The sequence below is a fragment of the Singulisphaera chitinilytica genome (assembly GCF_049331405.1).
GTDB lineage: Bacteria > Planctomycetota > Planctomycetia > Isosphaerales > Isosphaeraceae > PoT.
In genome coordinates, this window is record NZ_CP186274.1 from 1,362,131 (window position 1) to 1,385,010 (window position 22,880).

General features: G+C 65.7%; 10 protein-coding genes. 5 read left to right on the forward strand and 5 right to left on the reverse strand.

What is annotated here, in order from left to right:
• Positions 1-53: 53 nt before the first annotated feature.
• A complete protein-coding gene (locus ACOYYX_RS05270) occupies positions 54-2,240 on the reverse strand; it encodes a serine/threonine protein kinase (protein ID WP_422928888.1) in 2,187 nt (728 codons plus the stop codon).
• Between the two features lie 685 nt (positions 2,241-2,925).
• On the opposite strand from ACOYYX_RS05270, the gene ACOYYX_RS05275 reads away from it, so the two are divergent.
• A complete protein-coding gene (locus ACOYYX_RS05275) occupies positions 2,926-4,050 on the forward strand; it encodes an aromatic ring-hydroxylating oxygenase subunit alpha (protein ID WP_422928889.1) in 1,125 nt (374 codons plus the stop codon).
• Between the two features lie 13 nt (positions 4,051-4,063).
• Here ACOYYX_RS05275 and ACOYYX_RS05280 read toward each other — a convergent pair whose 3' ends face one another.
• A complete protein-coding gene (locus ACOYYX_RS05280) occupies positions 4,064-5,518 on the reverse strand; it encodes a DUF1501 domain-containing protein (protein ID WP_422928890.1) in 1,455 nt (484 codons plus the stop codon).
• Positions 5,519-5,556: 38 nt separating this feature from the next.
• Positions 5,557-8,718, reverse strand: coding sequence for a DUF1553 domain-containing protein (locus ACOYYX_RS05285; RefSeq protein WP_422928891.1), 3,162 nt, complete (start codon positions 8,716-8,718; stop codon positions 5,557-5,559).
• A 531-nt stretch (positions 8,719-9,249) separates the two neighbouring features.
• On the opposite strand from ACOYYX_RS05285, the gene ACOYYX_RS05290 reads away from it, so the two are divergent.
• Positions 9,250-9,918, forward strand: coding sequence for a hypothetical protein (locus tag ACOYYX_RS05290; RefSeq protein WP_422928892.1), 669 nt, complete (start codon positions 9,250-9,252; stop codon positions 9,916-9,918).
• Positions 9,919-10,037: 119 nt separating this feature from the next.
• On the opposite strand, the gene ACOYYX_RS05295 is transcribed toward ACOYYX_RS05290, so the two are convergent.
• Positions 10,038-11,873: a hypothetical protein gene (locus ACOYYX_RS05295; protein ID WP_422928893.1), complete on the reverse strand. Its 1,836-nt coding sequence runs from the start codon at positions 11,871-11,873 to the stop codon at positions 10,038-10,040.
• 184 nt (positions 11,874-12,057) lie between these two features.
• Here ACOYYX_RS05295 and ACOYYX_RS05300 point away from each other — a divergent pair, with 184 nt between their 5' ends.
• The gene (locus ACOYYX_RS05300; RefSeq protein WP_422928894.1) at positions 12,058-13,452 is read left to right on the forward strand and encodes a DUF1501 domain-containing protein; all 1,395 of its coding nucleotides are present in this window, start codon (positions 12,058-12,060) and stop codon (positions 13,450-13,452) included.
• 116 nt (positions 13,453-13,568) lie between these two features.
• Positions 13,569-14,627, forward strand: coding sequence for a sialidase family protein (locus tag ACOYYX_RS05305; protein ID WP_422928895.1), 1,059 nt, complete (start codon positions 13,569-13,571; stop codon positions 14,625-14,627).
• Between the two features lie 97 nt (positions 14,628-14,724).
• On the opposite strand, the gene ACOYYX_RS05310 is transcribed toward ACOYYX_RS05305, so the two are convergent.
• Positions 14,725-20,226: a hypothetical protein gene (locus ACOYYX_RS05310; RefSeq protein ID WP_422928896.1), complete on the reverse strand. Its 5,502-nt coding sequence runs from the start codon at positions 20,224-20,226 to the stop codon at positions 14,725-14,727.
• 1,383 nt (positions 20,227-21,609) lie between these two features.
• Between ACOYYX_RS05310 and ACOYYX_RS05315 the strand changes: the two genes are divergently transcribed.
• Complete coding sequence (locus ACOYYX_RS05315; RefSeq protein ID WP_422928897.1) at positions 21,610-22,782, forward strand: SGNH/GDSL hydrolase family protein; 1,173 nt, start codon at positions 21,610-21,612, stop codon at positions 22,780-22,782.
• The last annotated feature ends 98 nt before the right edge of the window (positions 22,783-22,880 follow it).

A 22,880-nucleotide genomic window follows, 5' to 3' on the forward strand; every position in this document is an offset into this window, starting at 1 on the left:
CGACCGCGGGGCCTCGCGTCTCATTTTTCTCCGCGACAGGGCGAGCCGCCCCGTCAGGTCCCGATGGCCGAGACGGAGCGTCGCCAGGAGCGGCTGGTGGCATAGCCGACGCCGCCGACGACGATGGCGCCGAACATGACGGCGAGGCCGATCCAGACGAGGAGGTCGAGGGCGAGCCGCTCGTCGGCCGAGATGACCAGGCCATAGCGCTGCTGGACGATGACGATCAGCTCGGTGTTGCCGATCGGGGCGAAGCCGGCGAGCCAGCGGCCGGCGAACCGGCGGTCGCGCTCGCCGAGGGGGTCGCGGTAGTCGGCCAGGACCACCGGGATGTCGGGGTCTTCCTCATCCGGATTGCGGAGCTGGAACTCGTCCCCCGAGCCGAGGCCCGGGATCTTCGGGATCACCTCCGACGGGACCCGGATGGCCTCCGATCCGTGCCGATAGGCGGGGTGGAGCAGGATCAGGTATTCGGGGTCCTCCTTCGCCGAATTCGCGGGCGCAGGCTGGGGCTGGCCGGGCTCGGCCGGCTTCGGGGCCGAGGGCGGGTTCATGTCCCGGCGCCCGACGAGCACGGCCTCGCGCCGCTCGTCGTTGAGGCGGAGGGAGTCGAGCGTGGAGTCGGTCGTCATGGTCGCGGCGATGACGCCCAGGAGCTTCGCGTCGTCCTCGTTCCCGTCGTAGACGGCGGCGGTGATGGCGAACTTGAAGAGGCCGTCGTTCTCGGCGCGGAAGATCCGCGAGATGTGGATGCGGTTGTTGTCGGCCTCGCGCCCCTGGCGCAGGGCCCCCTGGAAGTAGTCTCGGCCGCTGAAGTCGTGGCCGAGGACCGCCTCGTTCGCCGGGGAGATCGCAAGCATCTTCCCGGTCGGGCCGAGGAGGTACCATGTCTCGAACGGCGACGACGCCTTGCGGTGGTCGCGGTGCGACTTCGTGAGCTTCTCCAGGAAGCGCATCATCTCGTCGTGCGATCCCCCCTGGAGGAGCTTGCGCAGGGCGGGGTCGTCGGCCGCCCTGGCGAGCGGGTCGCTGAGATGCTCGAGCTTCAGGAGGACCGTGCTGGCGACGTTGCGGGCGGCGAAGAGGTTGTTGCGGCTGACCTCGCGGACGAGCAGGTTCTCGAGCGAGCGCGCCACCGAGAGCGCGGAGAGGGTCGCGGCCACCTGGAGCACCACCGCCAGCGCGAGCAGGCCGGTGACGAACGGGTGGCGGCGGCACCAGCGCCTGACTCGCTCGAGGCTGCTGGTGGGCCTCGCCATGATCGACGCCCCCAGGAGCCATCGCCTGAGGTCGTTCGCCAGGGCGTCGGCCGAGGCGTAGCGATCCTGCGGATCCTTCCGGAGGCATTTGAGGCAGATGGCCTCGAGGTCGCGGTCGACCGCCGGGTTGACCTGGCTCGGGCGTTCGGGGTCGCACTCGCGGACCTGCCGGATCGTCTCGAGGGCCGAATCGCCGCGGAAGGGGGCGTTCCCGGTGAGCATCGCGTAGAGGATCGCGCCCAGGCCGTAGACGTCCGTCGCCGTCGTGACCGCGTGCGAGCGCCCGGCGGCCTGCTCGGGGGACATGTAGGGAGGGGAGCCGACGATGGCGCCGGGGCTCGTCAGGTCGCTGGAGTCGCCGTCGCGCTCGGCCAGGCCGAAGTCGGTGACGTGGGGGCGTTCCTCGGCGTCGAGGAGGATGTTCGAGGGCTTCAGATCCCTGTGGCGGATCCCGCGCTGGTGGGCGTAGTGCATCGCCCTGGCGACGGTCACCATCAGCTCGACGGCCTCGCGGGGCCTGGTCCGGTACTGCTCGAGGTTGCTGGCGAGGCTCCCCCCCTCGATCAGCTTCATGCTGAAGTACCAGTGGCCGCGGTGCTCGCCGACCTCGAAGACGGGGACGATGTTCGGGTGGTCGAGGTTCGCGACCGCCTCGGCCTCGGTCCGGAACCGGAGGTTGTCGGAGTCCGACGCGTGCGGCCCGGCCAGGGTCATCTTGAGCGCGACGACCCGGTTCAAGCGGCGCTGGCGGGCCTTGTAGACGACCCCCATCCCGCCCCGGGCGATCTCGTTGATGAGGTCGTAGTCCCCCACCTGGCGGATCTCGGGGTCGATGTCCTCGCAGGGGACCTGGCCGATGGTGATGGTCGCCTCTTCGGAGCCGCCGAGCTGCATCGTCACCTGCGCATCGGCCTCGGTGCGCAGGGTGGTCTGCTGGGCGAGGTCGTCCTCGGGCTGGCTCTGGCCTTCTCGATCGCTCAAGAATCACTCCCGTTCATTCGCCGCTGCGGACCTCGAGATCGCCCCCGGGGTCGTCGTCGCCGAGGGCGGGCGCTTCGCCGGCAGATTCGCCTCAATCGGGACGGAGGACGCGGGTTGCGACGTCGGTCTCCGGGTCAGGGTCGGGCGGTCGAACGGGGGGAGGCGACCCGCCGCTTGGCGAGTCGCTTGGCCGACCCAACCTAACAATTCGGCGACAATCGCGGCCGATCGGTCGCCCGTCGTCGCCGATCGGGGCCGGATCTTCGAGGAATCGGAGGGCAAGGGGGAGAGCCAAGCCAACATCCGATCGCGCCGACGGCCCGACCCCGGAGGATCGGACGACCAGTCGCTGCACCATCGCACTCGCTTTCTATTCGTTTCCAATCGCGGATTGGTTTCACGGGACGACCGCGCGATTCGCTCACATTATCGGCGGAAGCACCTCCGGAGATATCCTACTTTAACTCGACGCTCCAGATTTGCCCAGCGTGGCGGGGCGCCCTGGTGTGCGCACAGTATTGGAATGGAGGGCCTCGGGATCGTGTCCCGACTCCTCGGGTCGGGGGAGGCCAGGTCGGCCGCCAAGATTGTGGTAGGACGTTTCTCGAACGGGGATTGCGCTCGCTTCGTAATAGGAGTGGGGAGGGGACGCTTCATTCGATGGAGCCATCTGGAGATGCCGACGATGTCCACGAAGACGAGGATCGGCCTACCCGCGGGGGCCTCGACCCTGCCCGCGTGCTACTACAATGACCCCGACCTGTTCCGCAGGGAGTATGAGCGCTTCTTCTTCGGGATGTGGATCTACGCGGGGCGCGAGGAACAGGTGGAGTCCCCCGGCTCGTACCTGATCCGCGAGGTCGGCCCCGAGTCGATCATGATCGCCCGGGGGGAAGACGGGCGGCTCCGGGCCTTCTACAATGTCTGCCGCCACCGGGGGACCCGGATCTGCGAGGGGGAGGGGGGCAAGCTCGAAGGGCACAGCTTCCAGTGCCCCTATCACGCCTGGACTTATGACCTGCAAGGCCGGCTCATCGGCGCCCCGCACATGGACGTCGTCGAGGGGTTCCGCAAGGATGATTACCCACTCAAACCCGTCGGCCTGGCGACCTGGGACGGCCACATCTTCGTCAACCTGTCCGCGGCCCCGAGACCCTTCGAGGATCAGGTCGGCGGCCTGGTCGAGAAGTTCAAGCCCTGGGGGATGCAAGACCTTCGCCTCGGGCACCGGGTCGTCTACGACGTGAAGGCGAACTGGAAGCTGCTGATCCAGAATTACTCCGAGTGCCTGCACTGCCCGATCATCCACCCGGCCTTCCAGAAGCTCTCGCACTACCTCGACGGCGACAGCGAGCCCACGCACTGGGGCTATCTCGGCGGCAAGAACGACCTGAGGCCGGGGGTCGCGACGATCTCGAAAGACGGCCACCAGAGCCGGGACTACCTGCCGGGGCTCAAGGGGGCCGACCTCCGCCGGGTCTACTTCTACGCCGTGCTGCCGAACCTGCTCCTCACCCTGCTCCCCGACTACATGGTGACGTACACCCTCTGGCCCAAGGCCGTCGACCGGACCCAGGTCGTCTGCGAGTGGCACTTCCATCGCAAGGAGGTCGCCCAGCCCGGCTTCGGGGCCGGCGACGCCTTCGAGATCTGGGAGGTCACGAACCGGCAGGACTGGCACGTCACGGAGCTGACCCAGCTCGGCGTCAATTCCCGCTCCTACACCCCCGGCCCTTACTCCGACCGCGAGGATTTGCTCGCCGCCTTCGACCGCCTCGTGCTGGAGGAATACAAGCGGAACGGGTCCTGACGTCTTCACGCGATCATGCGAGGATGCTCTTGACGACGTTGCCGTGGACGTCGGTCAGGCGGAAGTAACGCCCCTGGAACTTGTACGTCAGCTTCTCGTGGTCGATGCCGAGGAGGTGCAGGATCGTGGCCTGGACGTCGTGGACGTGCACGGGGTCCTCGACGACGTTGTAGCCGAATTCGTCGGTGGCCCCGACGGTCACGCCCGGCCTGACACCGCCGCCGGCCATCCACATCGTGAAGCAGCGAGGGTGGTGGTCGCGGCCGTAGTCGGTCGGCGTGAGCTTCCCTTGCGAGTAATTCGTGCGGCCGAACTCGCCCCCCCAGACCACGAGGGTCTCGTCGAGCATCCCGCGCTGCTTGAGGTCGGTCAGGAGCGCGTAGCAGGCGCGGTCGACGTCCTGGGTCTGCCGCCTGATGCCGTTGGGCAGGCCGCCGTGATGGTCCCAGCCGGGGTGGTAGAGCTGGATGAAGCGGACATCGCGCTCGGCCAGGCGCCTGGCCAGCAGGCAGTTCGCGGCGAAGGTCCCCGGCTTGCGGGCGTCGGGGCCGTAGAGGTCGAAGACGGCCTCCGACTCCTTGCCCAGGTCCATCACGTCGGGGACGCTCGTCTGCATCCGGTACGCCATCTCGTACTGCGCAACCCTCGCGTTGATCTCGGGGTCGCCGAGATCCTGATACTGGATCGCGTGCAGCTCGGCGAGGCGGTCGAGCATCTTGCGGCGGCTCGCCGCGCTGATGCCTTCGGGGTTGTCGAGGTAGAGCACCGGGTCCTTGCCGCTGCGGAACTGGACCCCCTGGTGGATGCTCGGCAGGAACCCGTTGCCCCAGAGGCGTGCATAGAGCGGCTGGTCGATCCGGTCCTTGGAGATCAGGACGACGAAGGCCGGCAGATTCTCATTCGCCCCGCCGAGCCCGTAGCTGAGCCAGGCCCCCATGCTCGGCCTGCCGGCGAGCTGCGAGCCGGTCTGGAAGAAGGTGATGGCCGGGTCGTGGTTGATCGCCTCGGTATAGAGCGACTTCACGAAGCAGAGCTCGTCGGCGACCTTCGACGTCCAGGGGAGCAGCTCGCTCAGCCAGGCCCCCGAGTTTCCATGCTGAGCGAACTTGAACGCCGAGCCGGCCAGGGGCAAGGTCGCCTGGTTGGCCGACATCCCCGTGAGCCGCTGCCCCATCCGCACGCTGGCGGGGAGGTCCTGGCCGTTCATCCGGTTCAGGGTCGGCTTGTGGTCGAAGAGGTCGAGCTGCGACGGCCCCCCGCTCATGAACAGCGAGATGATCCGCTTGGCCTTGGGCGGGACGTGGGGCGCCGGGAGAATCCCCTTGAACGCGCCCGCCTCGGGGCTCGCGGCCCGGGCCCCGTTCTCCCCCGTCAGCAGGGTGGAGAGCGCGGCGCCCCCCAGGCCGAAGCCGAACCTGCCGAAGAAATCGCGGCGGTTCATCGCGAAGTTGATGTGCTCGCAATTCATCGTGGCCTCTCCCTCTGGTCGCTTCGGCTTGGTTCGGATCAGCGGCGGAGGACCGCCTCGTCGTGGTTCAGGATCGCCTCGGCGAGGACCGTCCCCGCGGCCAGCTCAACCGGGTCAAGCCCCGCGTCGTTCCGCGAGTCCCCCTGGGCCAGCAGCTTGGCGACGGCCGCCGAGTCGGAGGCGAAGAGGGCCCGCTGGTCGGCCAGGAGTTCCGTCAGGATGGTGATTTCCCCGGCCGTCGGCTTGCGGCTCGTGAGCAGGCGGAAGAGCCAGGCGACCTTCGAGGCGTCGTCGGCTCCCCCTTCCTTGAGCATCCGCTGGCTGAGGAACCGGGAGGCCTCGACGATCTGCACGTCGTTCAGGAGCGCGAGGGCCTGGAGCGGCGTGCTGGTGCTCTGCCGCTTGGCGACGCAGACGTTGCGCTCGGCGGCGTCGAAGGCGATCATCGCCGGGTGCGGGACCGTCCGCTTCCAGAAGGTGTAGAGGCTCCGCCGGTAGAGGTCGGGCCCCTTCGACTGGTCGTAGCGGACCGCACCCATCGCGACTTCCCAGAGCCCTTCCGGCTGATACGGTTTCACTGCGGGGCCCCCCTTGGTGTCGACCAGCAGGCCGCTCGAGGCGAGGGCCTGGTCGCGGAGCATCTCGGCCGTCAGCCGACGCGCGGGGCCTCGCGCCAGCAGGACATTGCCGGGATCCTTGGCCAGCAACTCCGGCGACGCGTGCGAGGCCTGCCGGTACGTGGCCGAGTTCGCCATCAGGGTGAGCAAATGCTTCACATCCCAGCCCGACCTGATGAACTCTCGCGTGAGCCAGTCGAGCAATTCCGGATGCGTCGGCTGGGCCCCCTGGTTGCCGAAGTTGTCGCTGGTCTCGACGATCCCCTTGCCGAACATCATCTGCCAGAGCCGATTCACCGTGACCCTGGCCGTGAGCGGGTGGTCGGGGTCGAGCAGCCAGCGCGCCAGCCCGAGCCGGTTCTTCGGCAGGTCGGCCGGGAAGGGGGGGAGCGACGAGGGAGTATCCGCCGTCACCGGGTCGCCGGGGGCGTCGTAAGCCCCTCGCTTGAGGATGAACGCCGGCTTGGGCCTGGGCAGCTCTTTCATGACCATCGCCTCGGCGATCGGGTTCACGAGCTGGCTCTGCTCCTTACGCAGGGCGTGCAGTTCGTCCGTCGCCTTGCGGGTCAGCGGGTCGACGTTCGACTCGTAGTAGGCGAGCAGCCCCGCGCGTTGGGCGGGCGAGAGCCGATCGGCGGCGGTCTGCCAGGCCTCGGCAAGATCAGGCTTGCCGGCGAGTGAGGCGGCCTCGAGCGGGGTCAAGGCTCGGCTGAAGAGGCGGAACTCGTCGAACTTACCCCCCTTGAACCCGGAGTCGCGGAACCGGAAGCCGAGGGCCAGGTCGGGCTCTCCGCCGTCGTAGGTGATGTCCTTGTAGAGGCCGTTCCTGATGATCTCCAGCTCAGCCGGCTTGCCGTCGAGGTAGATCTTGATCCCATCGGCGCGACTCGAGCCGTCATACGTCAACGCGACGTGGGCCCAGGCCCCGACGGGGATCTCTCCCTTGGTGACGACTTTCAGCGAGTTCCCCGGCCACATGTAATGGAGCCCGAACGCGACCCGCCCTTCTTCGAGCAGGACCTCATAGCCGCGGCTGCCGGCGTCGATGGGGGCCCGACTGTGGTGGAGGATCACGGCTCGGGGAGACTTCGCCGGAGCCTCGACCCAGAAGCTGATCGAGAATGGGTCGACCCTCGAGAAATGGCCGACGCCCGGGAAGTTGAACCCGTCCTCGCCATCGAGCTGCACGGCCTGGCCGAGCTTGCCGGGGACGAGCGTCGGCCCCTCGACGCTCTGCGCGGGCTTCTTGGGGTCGACGGAGTTGGCCGCCTTGCCCTCGGGCATGGCGTCGAAGTCGTAGGCGGCCGCGAGGCCGGGGAGGCCCGGCTGGCCGGTCCTGGAGCCGAGCCATTCGTCGAAGGCGTCGCTCGCCGTGCCCTTGAGGCTCCCGACCTCGGCTTCCTTGGCGACGATCCGCCGACGTAGGTCTTCGAGCTTCGCGTCGGTGGCCGCGTCGGAGAGGAGCATCGCCGGCACGGGCATCGCGGAGGTGTAATAGGAGGTCTGCCCCGACTCGTCGACGTTCTGGAAGAAGGAGAAGAGCGAGTAATAGTCGCGCTGGGTGATCGGGTCATACTTGTGGTCGTGGCACCGCGAGCATTCGAGGGTCAGCCCGAGGAAGGCCGTCCCCATCGTGTTCACGCGGTCGACGACGTAGGCGACGCGATACTCCTCCTCGACGATGCCCCCTTCTTCATTCTGCATGTGCAGCCGGTTGAAGGCCGTCGCGAGCCTCTGGTCCTTCGAGGCCTTCGGCAGCAAATCCCCCGCGAGCTGCCAGGTGATGAACTGGTCGAACGGCAGATTCTGGTTGAAGGCCTTGATCACCCAGTCTCGCCAGGGCCACATCGGTCGATACCGATCCGACTGGAACCCGTGCGTATCCGCATACCTCGCCACGTCGAGCCACTCGCTGGCCACGCGCTCGCCATATCGCGGCGAGTCGAGCAGCCTTCCGATCAGCTTCTGATACGCATCCGGGGCTGCGTCATTGAGGAAGGCATCGATCTCGGCGGGCGTCGGCGGCAGCCCGGTCAGATCGAGTGTCAGCCTGCGAATCAACCGTTCTTTCGTCGCCTCGGGCGTGGGCGAGAGCTCCTCCCGCTCGAGCTTCGCGAGGACGAACTGGTCGATCGGGTTCCGCGACCAGCCTTGCAACTCCGGCTTCTTGGCGACGGGCGGCACCGGGTTCGACGGCGTCTCGAACGCCCAGTGCTTCCCCCACTTCGCCCCCTGGTCGACCCACTTCTTGAGGGTCGCCATCTGCTCCTTCGTCAGCGACCGGTTCGAATCCGGCGGGGGCATCTTCTCCTCCGCATCCTCGCTGAGCACCCGCAGCACGAGTTCGCTCTCGTCGCTCTTCCCCGGCACGATGATCGGGTCTTCGGTTCGGAAGGCCCCTTCCTGGGTATCCAGCCTGAGCTTCGCCTTGCGGGCCTTCGGATCGGGCCCGTGGCAGTGGAAGCACTTATCCGACAGGATCGGCAGCACATCCCGCCCGAAGTTGACCGCGTCGTCCCCCTTCGCGGTGCTGGTTTGTGCCTCAAACCCGAGGGCCAAGCAGGCGACAATCAAGCCCAGCACGCGTCGGCCTCTCGGCCGTCGAGCGTGCCCCATTCGGGATACCGAGTCCGGTTGCCGTGACATATCTTCGTACCGCTCGGGGTTTTGGAGGCGGGATCGACCAACTTTGGTGGGAGCTTTGTTGGATTATCGCCTCCCGGCTTCCAAGCTGGCAAGGGTGGATCGTCCTGATCGGTATCGCCTAATTCAGACAAAAATATGCTTGGCGGCCCTGTCGCAAAATTCTAAAGCTTGAATTGTAGTGGTGCACCTGACGAATTGTTTCCTAATTGACAGAGAAGAGCTGCTTTCTGACTGATACTGCTCAATCAGAATTAGATCTGGACAAAAGGCCAAGTGGACTAAAGAATAGAAAAGCTGTAACTCAGGAGTTTTTTTTGGAAGGAACCTTGGGGCGAATGTTTATTCTCCATGTTCTTGAAGCTTGGTTCAAAATCCACAAGTTCAGCAGAAAGGATTTAATAAAATAAAATGTACAAATCAAATGAAGAAAAGCGAGCTCGAGAGAATCTGGAACGAGCCGAGAAACAGATGAATAAATGCTTGGCTAAATTTCCCGTTGAATTTGATGATTATTTGTCGGTTTATAATCGCATTGTCGAATCAGAACAGAAGCGACATCCTTCGGTGAAAAATGTTCACGTGATCGATGGTTCAGAGCCCAGCGGAGATCAGGAAATTATTGACCACATTGGATTTGCTGGGTACGAGGTACAGTTCTGGAACACCTCTGATACCCTCGCTTACCCAAAAGCCAATCAATCGCCAAACGGTGGTTTTGTTAAGGTCGCGAAGTTGCCTAGTGACAAGAAGATCTGGACTTTCGTGTTCGTGCGTTGCGACGATTGTGAGGGTTTGATTCGATATTGTACTCTGCTTAGCGTCCTGCTTCACGAAATGGGACATGTGGATGATGTTGAAAAAGCGAGAAATTTGCGATTCGACAAGACTGTAGACTTAGTTGCAGCTGAAGTTTACGCGAATAGATATGCGTTTAGGAGAATGGTTAAGGAGAAGCTTAGGTTTCCTTTGGGTCTCCTCATGGGAAGTATTTTGAAGGATTCTCGAGAACAACCTAAAGATAGCATAAGCCGCATCGTTGGGGAGGTGATCGTTTCTTCGGGAGAGTTTAGACAGTTAAGAGATTTTGTCGGTGATTTGGTTGATGTTGAGTTTATTGCAGGAGAATCATCAATTTAATAAATCAAAATAGCTGTTGTCGATTTGGTTTTCTGGTGGTGTTGAGTTGCCTCAAATAGAGGTGTTCAGTTCGATCGCGATGAGTGTGTTCTGGATCCGAATCGAGGTTGTGAGACCGATTATTTCGCCTCGGCGAGCCATTGCTTCGCCTGACGATAGGAGGTCGAGGCGTAGTAGGTCTCGGTGATCTGGCGGAGCTTGGCGAAGGCGTCGTCGCGGTGGTTCTGGCGGAAGAGGTTGCGGGCCTCGTTCAGGAGTTTCGAGGCGGGCTCGTTCTGGTCGGCGCGGAGGCCATCGAAGATGGCCAGGAGTTCGGAGGCGACGTCGGCGTGGGCGAAGGATTCGCGGAAGGTGAGGAAGTCGTCGATCCAGGCGTGATCCTTGCCAGAGCGGAGGGCGTCGGAGTATTTGCGGATGTCGGCCTGGCAGAGGTCGCGGACCTTGGCTTTGAGGGCGACGAATCGTTGGCGGGGTTCGCCCTCGAGTCGTAGGGACTCGGCGCGTCGGAGGGCGGAGATGGCGTCGCGGGGAGACGATTCGTCGAGGCGTTTGGAGGCGAAGTCGAGCAGCACTTTCGGGTCGTCGGAGGAGATGGCCTCGAGCCAGCGGATTGCGGGGCCGACGGGGAGGTTGGCGAAGGCGTGGGCGCCTTCGGCGTCGGAGAAGAACCGCAGGGCGGGCCAGGCCTCGTCGAGGAAGAGGTTTGAGGCGTACTCACCCGAGCCGAAAGGGACGAGGGGGTCGGTCTTGCCGTGGACGATCGCCAGGGGGACGCGACGCTGGGCGGCCTTGAGGTCGGGGTCGGCGTAGGCGGAGGGCTCGCACTGGAAGATCAGGCCGGCGGAGATCGGGAAGGCTCCGGCGATCGATTCGGGGCCGTTCATCAGGAGGCTGTAGGTCAGGAAGCCGCCCTGCGAGTGGCCTCCCACGAAATAGCGATCGATCGGATAGGCACGCCGGAGGTCGGCGAGGGCTTCCAGCACCAGAGCGGGGCTCTCGCGATCGGTGCCGGGGAAGCCCTTGAAGGTGCTTCGGCCGACGAAATTGACATACGTGTAGTTGAACACGAGCTTGTCGGGCTCGATGGAGGAGGGGGTCTCGCCGTTGATCCCGATGATGAGGTAATCGCGGGCGATGTCGGGCCAGCGAGCGGCGATGGTATTCACATAGGCCCGGCCGTTCATGTTCGAGCCGTGGAGGATGACGATCGTCGGCCAGCGCCTGGCGTCATCGGCTTTGTAAGCGTCGGGCGCCCGCACCGAGTACGTCAGCAACCCATCGGTCGAGCCGTCGACGATTTTGCCCGCGACGGGGGGCGCGTGCCTCGAGAACTCCGGGGCGCGGCGGCCCTTCCAGGCATACCAGGGGGCGTTGCCGTCGGTGCCGCCGGCCCCGCGCAGGGTCTTGCCGGAGGGATCAAGGTCGAACCAGCCGGGGCCCTCGCGGAAGGCCTTGATCCGAAAGTCGAGGCGGCGGCCTCGCACCTTGCCTTCGAGGCTCGACGTGCCACGCAGGGCGTAGCGGCCCTTCACGTCAGAGCCGGTCTGGGTCAGTTCCATCAGGCCGAGGTCGGTCAGCCAGAGGCCGGAGAAGTCGGCCGGCCCGCCCTGGTCGGAGGCTGGCTCGGGCCGCCAGCCGTTCCAGACGTTGCGGAAGCCGTTGCTGGCGGTGGTCTTGCCCTGGAAGGCGAGGCCTGTGGGATCAAGCTTGGACGTCGAGCGGACGTGGACGTCCTGCTCGTCGTATTCGAGGGTCAGCTCGCCGTCCTTGAGCTTGCCCTTGAGGGGGATCTTGAAGAAGTCGAGCACGCCCGTGAAGGCATCGCCGTCTTGTTTGAGGCTCATCGGCCCGAGAGTCGTCTTCCAGTCGCCCGCGAAGCCGGGGGGCTCGGCCGCCCGGGCGGGAAGGCTCGACACGACGAGGGCGGCGATCCAACCGACGACGATTCGGCTCATGGCACTGACTCCTGGCCCGGAGATCCGCGAGGGGACGCATGTGGCCATCTCACACATCGTTGGTGAGTGCCTAGTCTATCAGGCGACAGTCCGGTTCTTGCGTTGCGCGCTCAGGAACGAGTATTTTGTTGGAGGTTTGTTGGACGAACGAATCGAGCCATAGGGCAAAGGGAGGGGGCCGGCGATGGATACCGGGGCGAGTCGGAACCCTCTGGGGCGCGGGATGAACCGCCGTCAGCTTCTGAGGATCGGCGGGCTGGGCGCGTTCGGGATGAACCTGTCGGGGCTCCTGCGGGCCGAGGCGGCGTCGCCGTCGTCGCCCGCGTCCGTCGGGTCGGGCTCGAAGATCAAGTCGTGCATCCTGGTGTTCTATTATGGCGGGCCGAGCCACCACGAGACCTGGGATATGAAGCCGAACGCCCCGCGCGAGGTGCGTGGGGAGTTCAACTCGATCGCGACGAGCGTGCCCGGGATCCGGATCGGCGAGCACCAGCCGCACTCGGCGAAGGTGGTCGACCGCCTGGCGATCATCCGCAGCGTCCACCACCCGATGACGAACCACAACGCCGCGGCGTTCGCCACGCTGAGCGGCCGGCCCCCGCTCAAGGGGGACCTCGAGCTGCTCGGCAACGACCGCAACGACCCGCCTTGCCTCGGGTCGGCCCTGAGCCACCAGCTCCCCGAGCGCCCGGGCTTGCCCACGTTCGTCGCCCTGCCGCATGTGATGCACAACGTCGTCCAGCTCCCCGGGCAGATCGCGGGGTTCCTCGGCTCGGCGCACAACCCGTTCCAGCTGACCCGCGATCCCAACGCGACCGACTTCCGCCTCGACGAGCTGGAACTGCCCGGCGACGTCTCGCTCGACCGCCTCGAGCACCGCGCGTCGCTGCTGGAAGTCGTCGATAACCAACTCCGCCAGGGGGACAAGGCCGCGGCCGGGGCGCGCGACCTCGATACGTACAACGCCAAGGCCTTCCGCCTGCTCCGCTCCGAGTCGGTTCGACGCGCCTTCCACATCGAGTCGGAAGACCCGAAACTTCGCGATCGCTACGGGCGGACCAAGCACGGCCAGAGCATGCTCCTGGCCCGCCGGCTGGTGGAGTCGGGCGTCCGGTTCGTGAGCGTCTATGATCACGAGGTCAACGGCCAGCTCGCCAACTGGGACTCGCACTCCGACGTCTTCCCGAGGCACAAGAACGACCTCTTGCCCCCCGCCGATCGCGCATTCGCCGCCCTGATCGACGACCTCACCGAGCGAGGGCTGCTCGAATCGACCCTCGTCATCGCGATGGGGGAGTTCGGCCGGACCCCCAAGATCAACGCGACCGCCGGGCGCGACCACTGGCCCTACTGCTACAGCGTGGTGATGGCGGGAGGCGGCGTCCGCGGCGGGGTCACGTACGGGGCCAGCGACAAGCTCGGGGCCTATCCCGACACCGATCCGGTCACGCCCGCCGACATCGCCGCGACCCTCTTCTGGCGGTTCGGGCTCGACCCCGAGTCGGAGATCGTTGATCTCACCGGGAGGCCTTATCGCCTCGCCGACGGTGCGCCGATCCGAGGCCTCTTCCCTGCCTGAGCCCGTTGCGGTAAAGATGCGTCTGCGAACCCGCGACGTGGCGGGGCCTCCCTGCGCTTTGAACCGCTGACGTTGACCCAGGATCGAGGTGAATTGTGCCCAGGCGTTGTGCGCGAGTGTTCGGTCTCGCTCTCTGTGTCTTGCTCCTCAGTACGGTCCACCTCGACGCCGGCGAGCTGAAGATCCGCCGCCTGTTCGGCCCCGAGACGCCGACCGGCCCCTACAAGCATCCCGCCTGCATGACGGAGCTGGATAACGGCGACCTCTACCTCGTCTATTACGGCGGGAAGGGGGAATACGCCGTCGACACGGCCGTCTTCGGCTCGAGGCTCAAGAAGGGGGAGACCGCCTGGTCGGCGCCCAAGGTCCTGGCCCACGACCCGTTCCGCTCGGTCGGCAACGGCGTGATCTGGCAGGCCCCCGATGGGCTCGTCTGGCTCTTCTACGTCGTCCGCTTCGGCGAGACCTGGTCCAACTCCCGGATCCAGGTGAAGGTCTCGCGCGACAACGCCGAGACCTGGTCGGACGGCTCGATCCTCGCGCTCGAGGAGGGGATGATGGTCCGCGGCCGTCCCATCGCCCTGACCGATGGCGACTACCTGCTCCCCGTCTACAAGGAGACCGGGAACGACCCCGAGGTGGTCGGCAAGGAGAGCGTCTCGCTCTTCCTTCGCTTCAACCCCAAGACGAGGGCCTGGTCGGAGAGCGGCCGGATCCACTCGGCCAACGGCAACATCCAGCCGGCCGTCGTGCAGGTCGATGACAAGTACCTGATCGCCTACTGCCGACGCGGCGGCGGATACGGCCCCCAGGAGGTCGGCTACATCGTCAGGTCGGAGTCGCACGACGGCGGCAAGACGTGGTCGGAGGGGAAGAACTCGGCCTTCCCGAACCCCAACGCGGCCGTCGACTTCATCAAGCTCCAGGGAGGCAAGCTCCTGCTCGTCTTCAACGACAGCATGACGAAGCGGACCCCGCTGGCCGTCGCACTCTCCAGCGACGTCGACAAGACGTATCCCGTCAAGCGCAACGTCGTTGACGGTCCCGGCGACTTCGGCTATCCGACCGCCTTCCAGGCCAAGGATGGCAAGATCCACGTCGTCTACACGTCGGATAAGCGCTCGGTGATCAACCACGCCGTCTTCGACGAGGCCTGGATCCTCGAGGGCAAGTGAGCCCCGGGTTGCGGCACGATTGAAAACGAGAGAGGCCACGGTCGTCGATGACGGCCGTGGCCTCTTGCTTGGACTCAGGTTCGAGCCGCCGAGGCGATCAGGCCTGCGGGTGCTTGATCCCGATGACGTGCCGGGCCAGGAGGTTGGCGTGCCCCAGGGCCGGGGAGATCGGGGTTCGCTTCAGGGTGGCCTGGCGGGGCGTGGTCAGTGTGGCGTGCTGGGCGGCGCGGGCTCTCGCGGCCGAGGCCTGGGCGGCGGGCTTCGTCACGATCAGCCTGCCTTGCGGCTTCCGCTGGAGGCGGAGGACCGAGGCCGAGGGGTTCGGCAAGGTCGCGGCGACGGCCGTGGCCTTGGGGGTGACCGTCGCGACGACCGCCTTGCTCGCGGCGGGGACGACCGTGGCGGCGGGGGCCGTCACCGTGGTGGTCGTCGTGACCGTCGTCGAGGCGGCGGGGGCCTGCGTCGCGGGGGGGGCCGTCGCCGTCGTCGTGGTCATCGCCGAGGTCGCAACCACGGCCCCGGTTTTGGGAACGCCGGTGGTCGTGGTCGACGCCGTGGCCCCGCTCTTGGGCGTGGTGGTGGTCGTCGTCGTGACCGCCGTCGATCCCGCGGGGACGGCGACGGACGCCGAGGCCGAGCCCTTGGAGCCGCCGGAACCGGAGCCCGTGCCCGTGGAGCCGGTGGTCGTGGTCGTCGTGGTGGTCGTCGGGGCGGCGGCGTTCGCGATGATCAGCGACTTGATCCCCGCGAGGCCGTCGGGCCCGCCCCCCGTGATCCTGAGGACGAGGTGGCCGTTGGTGACCTGGACGACGTACGTCCCCTTCGGCGTCGTGCCCCAGCCGGTCGAGAGGACTCCGACCTGGTTCCCCTGGAGGAAGATCGTCGCGATGTCGGCGGCGTTCCCGATCGCGGCGAGATTGGTCGTGACCGAGTAGTACCCATTCGGCAGGTCGACCTGGTAGGTCATGTCCTTGGCGTAGACCATGCCCGGCTGGGAGTTCATGTAGTTGGAATCGGTGAACCCATACCCGGTGCCGGCGCTGTAGTAGGTGAAGTTGTTGGAGGCGTCGAAGCCGGGGGCCACCGTCTCGCCGCTCGGCCCGAACTGGAACTGGAGGGGCATCGCCTTCGGGGCGATCTTGAGCGAGTCGAGGTAGATCGCCCCGCCCGAGACGTCGTCGACGAAGAGGCGGAGGACGAGGCGGCCGTCGGTCACCTTGGCGAAGTAGGTCTGCGCGACGAGCTTGCCGGAGTTGGTCCAGAGGGTGTCGATGTTGCCCCCCTGGAGCATCACGTGCAGGAAGTTCGTCGAGGCGCCCCCGAGGTCGCCGAGGACGAGGGAGACGTCGTAGTAGCCGTTGGGGAGGTCGACCTGGTACGTCATGTCGGTCGACGAGACGGCCCCGTTCGGGCTGGCCTTGAGGTCGTTGCGGGGGACGGCGGTGAAGCCGTAGCCCTGGGCCGTCGTGTAGGTCGTGAGGTCGCTGACCGCGGTCGACCCCTGCGGGGCCGCCTTGCCCCCCTGGCCGAAGCTGAAGCTCAGCGGGTAGAGCGTCAAGGTCTTGAGCCCGGCCAGGTTGTCGGGGCCGGCGCCCAGGATCCTGACCGTGAGGTGGCCGTCGACCACCTGGGCCATTGCGGTGATGACCGGGTTGGTCCCCGCGCCGGTGAGGACGGTGCCGACCGACTTGCCCTGGAGGTAGACCGTCGCCGTGTCGGCCGCATTCACCAGCGCCGCGAGGGTGGCGGTGACGTTGTAGTAGCCGTTGGGGAGGTCGACCTGCCAGGTCATGTCGGTCGCGTAGACCATCCCGGCCTGGGTGTTCATATTATTGGAGGTCGTCGCCCACCCGTATCCGGCGCCCGCCGAGTAGTGGCTGAAGTTGCTCGCGGCGTCGAAGCCGGGGCTCGGCGTCGTGCCGTTGGGCCCGAACTGGAACTGGAGCGGCATCGCCTTGGGCGACACGACCAGCGAGTCGATGTAGATCGAGCCGTCGGAGGGGGTGTTGACGTAGAGCCGGATCGAGAGGTGGCCGTTGACGACCTGGGCCAGGTACGTCGTGGCCACCTGCTTGCCGTTGTTCGTCCAGAGGGCGTCGACCGTCCCCCCCTGGATGTTGACCTGGATGTAGTTCGTCGAGCCGGGGCCCGTGTCGCCGAGGACCAGGCCGACGTCGTAGTAGCCGTTGGGGAGGTCGACCTGGAAGGTCATGTCGGTCGCGTAGACCGAGCCCCGATTCGTCGCGTTCATGTCGTTGCGGGGGACCGCCGTCCAGCCGTAGCCGATCGAGGGCGAGTAGATCGAGAAGTTCGAGATCGCCGTGAATCCGGCCTGGGCCGGGCTGCCCGGCTGCCCGAAGTCGAACTTGAGGGCGCCCGCCGCGGCCGGCTGGGCGACCGCGGTCGGCGCCGAGGGGGAGGACGGCGGCGGGGGCGGCGGCGGGGCGGGCAGGACGAGGGCCTGCGTCGTCTGGGCGATGGCCGCCAGCGCCGTGGCCTGGCCGTAGACCGTCGCCTGGCCGTTGACGATCGCCGAGGCCACGTTGACGTACTTCGTCACCGGCGTCCCGGGGGCGACCAGCACCGAGTTGCCCGACATGCTGAGCTGGATCGCATAAGGATCGGCGAAGCTGTAGTGGTACGGGACCCCGTTGACGCTGCCGTCGGGGGCCGGGTCGAGCGAGCCGTTCTTGCGGACGACCTGCCCGTTCGCGTCGAGGTTCGCATAGCCGACCGAATATTCGATCCCCGCGACGTCATGCAGGGCGCTCACCGACCGGAAGAAGTACGAGCCGACGCCGATCAGCGTGGTGTTGGTCGGGGTCTCGAGCGCGGGGTTGATCGACTTCGTCGGGGCCGAGCCGTAGTTGACGAACTGGTTGTCGGAGACCGTGCCCGAGACGTAGACCCGGCCGATCGACGAGCGGCCCGAGTCGGCGATGGAGACCGAGATCCCGCCGACCGTCCCGTCGATGACGTTCCCCGAGACGTTGAAGCCGAAGACCGGGTTGAACGTGTAGTAGAAGGGGATCATCAACGGATTCGGATAGCCGAATCCGGAGCCGGCGTTGGCCGTCTCGCTCGGCATGGCCTGGATCCGGATCGCGGCGTTGGTGTTGAGCCAGCCGCCGCCGTCGATCACGTACGACTCGTCGCCGACGATCGTGTTGTTGATCACGCTCGTGCCGAACGAGCCCCCCTGGATCACGAAGGCGGTGGACGTCGTCCCGCGGAGGTCGATGTTGTTCGACCGGTAGACGTCATTCACCTGCCCGGCCGAGATCGAGATCGGGTAGGAGCCCGAGGGCAGCGGCGTGTTCAGCAGGAACTGCGTGCCGCCCGAGCCTAGCACCTGGGAGACGATCGCGAACTGCCCGGCATAAGGGCCGGAGAGGATCGAGACCACGTCCCCCGTCGAGATCGGCCAGGTCTGGTTCGAGAAGGTGATGCTCCCCCCGGGGATCGTCAGGACCCGGCGGTCGGACGAGAGCGAGGTCGCCATCCCCTCGAAGTAGACGTGGTAGTTCTCGTTCAGGATCAGCTCGGGGGCGTTCCCCGGGTTCCCGTACGGAGCCGGCAAGGTGTTGGAGTCATACGGCGTGGCGCTCCCGGTCCCCACGCGACGCCCCATCCCCTGGCCGATCGTGTTGCCCGACACCAGGTTGTTGTACGTGTGGTCGCTGTAGAAGAGGAACCGATAGTTCACCCCGTTGGTCTGGGCGACGCCGTTGACGACGAGCGGGACCACCGACGCCGTGTTGCCGACGATCACCTGGTCGTGCGGGGCGATGCTCGTGAAGAGGGCGTCGGAGTAGGTCGGGATGACCTGGTTGGCGAGGGCCGTGTTGGGGTAGTTCGACGGGAACTTCTGGTCGGTCCCGACGAGCCCGACGTACTTGTTGTTGGCGACCGTCCAGGGGCCGCCGTTGATCGCGATCGACCCGCCTCGGAAGGTCGAGTTCTGGATCGTGCCGCTGACCGCCCAGAACGACATCAGATACTGCGACGAGAGGCCGAGGGCCGGCGTGCTGTTGAGGTTGAGGTCCTTGCCGATGTTCCCCACCTGGTTCGTGGCGAACGCGTAGGGCAGGACGGGGGACTGGAGGTCGATCCCGCTGAGGACCACGTCGACGAGCATCGCATTCGGGTGCGTGTTCTCGTACGAGTTCGCCGAGGTCGGCACGTAGCCGACGATCGCCCCCGAGAGCCCGTTCTGCGAGCCCCAGTAGATCGGGTTCGTGAACCGGATCGAGACCCCCGAGATGTGGACGTGGCTCGACTGGATCTGGATCGCCGGGGCGACCGCCTGGCCGGTCGCCACCGAGCTCATCGTGAACTGGAAGGTGGCCCCGGCGTCGGCCGTCACGACCATCGGCCTGCTGAAGATCAGGGGGAAGGCGTTCGACGAGGCGTCGATCGTGTACGTCCCGCTCGCCAGCCGGATGTTGTCATACAGGTGGATCTTGTTCGACGGGATGCTCTGGCCAGAGCCGGTCAGCCCCGCGAAGAGCTGGGCGAGCGTGCTCGTCGTCATCGAGAACGGGTTCGACGTGTCGGCCGGGTCGTGGTAGGAGACCAGGTCATTCCCGGCCGGGCTGACGACGATGACCCCCGCCTGGGCGTCGTAGCTCGGGTACCGCAGGTTGACGTCGATGCTCGAGTTGATCGTGAACTGCGTGTAGAACTGGCGGAGCTGGCCCGATGAGTCCTTGACCGTGATCAGCAGGGTCATCGGCGAGCCCGACTCGTCCCGCGTCGGGGCGAAGTAGAGGTCGGCGACCCGCGAGACCCCCGGGGCGTCCTGCGAGGCCGGGCGCTTCACCATCAGCGACTGGTTCGTGCCGCCGTTGGCGTTGTACGTCCACTGGGTCCCGCCCGACGTCACGTCGCTGAGCTGCACCGAGACGATCGAGTCGAAGTTGTACCCGCTCGGCAGTGTGTTGAGGTAGACGTGGACATCGCCCGCGTTGTGGGCGTTGGTGACGCTGTTGTCCCAGGGCTGGGCCGTGGCGTACTGGCCGGCGAACTGGGCGGTTCCCCCCGCCGTGGGGATCAGGTTCGCCGTGCTCGGGTTGCTCGTGGCGAGGGTCGGGTTGACCGAGTACGCGCCGGGAGCCAGCGTGTCGGTGTCGGTCGTGATGATGCTGTGGCCGTTGGAATCGTAATGTTGATACGTGATGACAGCAGTGAGCGTCGAGAAGGAGGTGATGCCGGCCGGCGGGTTGATGTAGAGGTCGGCGTTCGGCGACGTGTCGCTCATGTAATACGGGAACTGCGAGCCCGGATCCTGGTTCACGACGCGGACCACCTCCGCCCGCGAGACCACGTCGGGATTCGCCCCGTAGGACCAGTTCGCCGGGGTCTTCGCCGTCGAGCCGATGCTGACGTTCACCGAGACGATCTGATAAGGCTGGAGGTTGCGGAGTCCCAGGCGGATGTCCTGGAGCCCGTCCGGCCCGGGCGACGCGGTCGGCCCGACCACGTCGTGATTATCCTGCCCGTACCAGACCATCGCCGCATTGCTGAGGAGCCTACGACTTTCGAGACGTTGGAACGCCAAACGACGGGGGGAACGGGCCGATCGAAAGTGCTTGCTCATGGGTATGTTCTTTTTTGTTTGGCTAGATCCTCCCTAATCTGTGCGCGCAGCCGAGCACAGCCTTGTGCCGGGCTTGAATCGTCAATGATTTCACGCCGGACGGGCTGCCGTTGCCCGGGCCGCAACTTAAATCGCTGTCAATTTGTGCGTTATGGCTGCGAGGCGATCCTGCCAGTCGATACGAAATTAATCTAGGATCCGTTTTTGCGTTCGTGGCAATTTTTGGACCGGTATGTTTGAAATCGTTCGGCTGCTTGGGGTTGAAGTCGTTTTCTTGGAAACCTGGGGGAAGCGATACCCGCGGCATGAGCAGACTGTGAACGCACCGCAAGCCTGCGGGCGCCCAATTCATGCACACGGAAAGAGGCTTTTGGTCGAACTGACGATGGAGGCGATGCTCGGATCCGCTCGGCCGACTCCCCGGTGATCGGAGCCGTGCCAACCTGCATCATCGCGTTAAGAGCGGGTCCGCAAATCCTGATGACTTTGGTTAGATTAAACGCGACGATCGGCTGTTTGTCAAGTTCCTCATTTCCCCCAAATTACCAGGCGAGAGAACCGGAATCGCCGTAAATGCAGACCGGATAAGGCGATGGCACCACGGATGAGTCGCATTCCAGAGTGTCGAAATCATCGTATCGGATCATTTTCTTTGAAACTTTATCGAGACGAAACCGAACATAGCGGTGTTATTCTTGCGTCGTTGGGATTGAGAATCGAACATGAAACGCTGGGATCGCGTTTCCGATGCCCGCCGCCGTTCGCGCCCTCTCGCCGATACAACGCATCGCGCCTAAGTTCCGCCTCCAAATCCTAGCTTGTCCTCGTTTTGCTATTTTAGGCATGTTCTATGGAATTCGTTTTGGTGTCGCCATCGGACCCTTTTCCGGGCGTTGATCCCGGGCTCGGAACTCAGCCCGAAGGATGGAGGAATCCAAGAGTGCAGATGTGATACTGTGCGTCTCGCGATGCGAGTGTGCGAGGCCGGTCGCGCCTTCGTCGGAGGGGGTCGGGTCGTCCTTCCGGTCGCGTCGTGAAAACGGGTTGCAGCCGGACGGCCCGAAGTTACGAAAAATGTACGGAGACGCACGCGCGGGCCCTCGGGACGGCGTCGCCGCGACGGCCCCGCTGTCGCAGGGCGAGATGCCTTAAGTTTTTGTTGGGAAACAGTTTGGGGTGATCTGGCGGGTGCTGCTTCGGCTTGACAGCGAGTGGGGTTCGGAGTATACCCAGTCGCCCCTTCCGGAATCGCCCGCAAATGCGCCCTGAATCGCCGGGTCGCGATCCCCTCGACCGCGAGGGATGCCGACGCCCTCGACGACCGGCCCCGTCCGTCGCCCGACTCTTTCAAAAATGACGGCATATGGTAAAGGTTGTGTTCCCATGCTGCGACTGATGCGTAAGGTGTTGACCGGGGCGCGGGCCGGCTCGGGCCCCCTGCGCAGCATGGGATACTCGCCGCTGGTGACGATCCTCTTCCTCTCGCTGTCGATCGTCGGCCGCGAGTCGGCGCTGATGGCCTCACTCCGGGGCGAGTCGCGGGTCGAGGACGACCTCCGCCAGGGGGCCGCCAAGGGCTATTACGAGAACCTGCTCGACGTCTCCAACGAAGCCGACCCGGACCCCGGTGCCGAAGCCAAGGTCGCCGGGGCGACCCCGGAGCCCGGCGCGGTGATCCCGTTCCGCGACGCCGGGATCGTCGACGAGGTGCCGGGCTTCGTCCGCTGGCGGATGCGCCCGAACCTCGAGATCGCCTGGAACGCCACGACTTTCCGGACGAACAGCCACGGCTACCGCACGCCCGAGTTCTCCACGGCCAAGCCCGAGGGGACGTACCGGGTCGTCTGCTTCGGCTCGTCGAACACGATGGGCCACGGCGTCGAGGAAGAGGTGACGTACCCGAGGCTGTTCGAAGGCTGGCTCCGCGAACGTCTGGGCGACTCACGCAAGGTCGAGGTCCTGAACCTGGCCGTCTCGGGCGACTCCCCCGCGCGTCGCCTCGAGCGGCTCCGCGAGGAAGGGGCGAAGGTCCAGGCCGACTGGTTCCTCTGCGAGGCCTCCGCGCTCGATTACCTGCTCGAAGAAGAACATCTGCAGATGGTGCTGCGTAAACGCGTGCCGGTCCCCTACGACTTCCTCCGCGAGGCGCTCGACCGGGCGGGGGTCTCCGGCTCCGACTCGAACGACTCCTTCCACCGCAAGTTCAAGGGGGAATCCGAGGGGGTCCTCGACGGCGTCTATGCCGGCTGGGCCTCGGAGTCGAGGCGGCTGGGCGTGCCGCTGGCCGTCGCGATCCTGCCGAGGTCGGATCGCAAGGCGCTCAGCCCCCGGATGTTCCGGCTCATGCGGGACCTGGCGTCGCGGAACGGCCTGGAGAGCTTCGACCTCTCCGAGGCCTTCGTCGACCTGAACGAGGCCCAGATGCAGGTCTCGCGCTGGGACAACCACCCGAGCGTCCTGGGCCATCGGCGGATCTTCGAGCGGCTCCGCGACGACCTCGAGCGCCGCGGCGGACTGCCGGGGCTTCCGTTCCCCGAGGCGACGGCGGCTCGCTGATCCTCGACGCGTCGGCGGATTCTCCCTCACAAGATCGAAGACACGGCGGGACGCGACTGTTATCCTCCGATCCTGCGACGCCGCTGCGCGTCGAGGTT

Bases quoted from the DNA above. Each gene is read 5' to 3' on its own strand.
- ACOYYX_RS05290 (WP_422928892.1), top strand. From the start codon at position 9,250: ATGAATAAATGCTTGGCTAAATTTCCCGTTGAATTTGATGATTATTTG.
- ACOYYX_RS05315 (WP_422928897.1), top strand. From the start codon at position 21,610: ATGCTGCGACTGATGCGTAAGGTGTTGACCGGGGCGCGGGCCGGCTCG.
- ACOYYX_RS05280 (WP_422928890.1), bottom strand. From the start codon at position 5,518: ATGAATTGCGAGCACATCAACTTCGCGATGAACCGCCGCGATTTCTTC.
- ACOYYX_RS05295 (WP_422928893.1), bottom strand. From the start codon at position 11,873: ATGAGCCGAATCGTCGTCGGTTGGATCGCCGCCCTCGTCGTGTCGAGC.
- ACOYYX_RS05300 (WP_422928894.1), top strand. From the start codon at position 12,058: ATGGATACCGGGGCGAGTCGGAACCCTCTGGGGCGCGGGATGAACCGC.
- ACOYYX_RS05310 (WP_422928896.1), bottom strand. From the start codon at position 20,226: ATGAGCAAGCACTTTCGATCGGCCCGTTCCCCCCGTCGTTTGGCGTTC.
- ACOYYX_RS05275 (WP_422928889.1), top strand. From the start codon at position 2,926: ATGTCCACGAAGACGAGGATCGGCCTACCCGCGGGGGCCTCGACCCTG.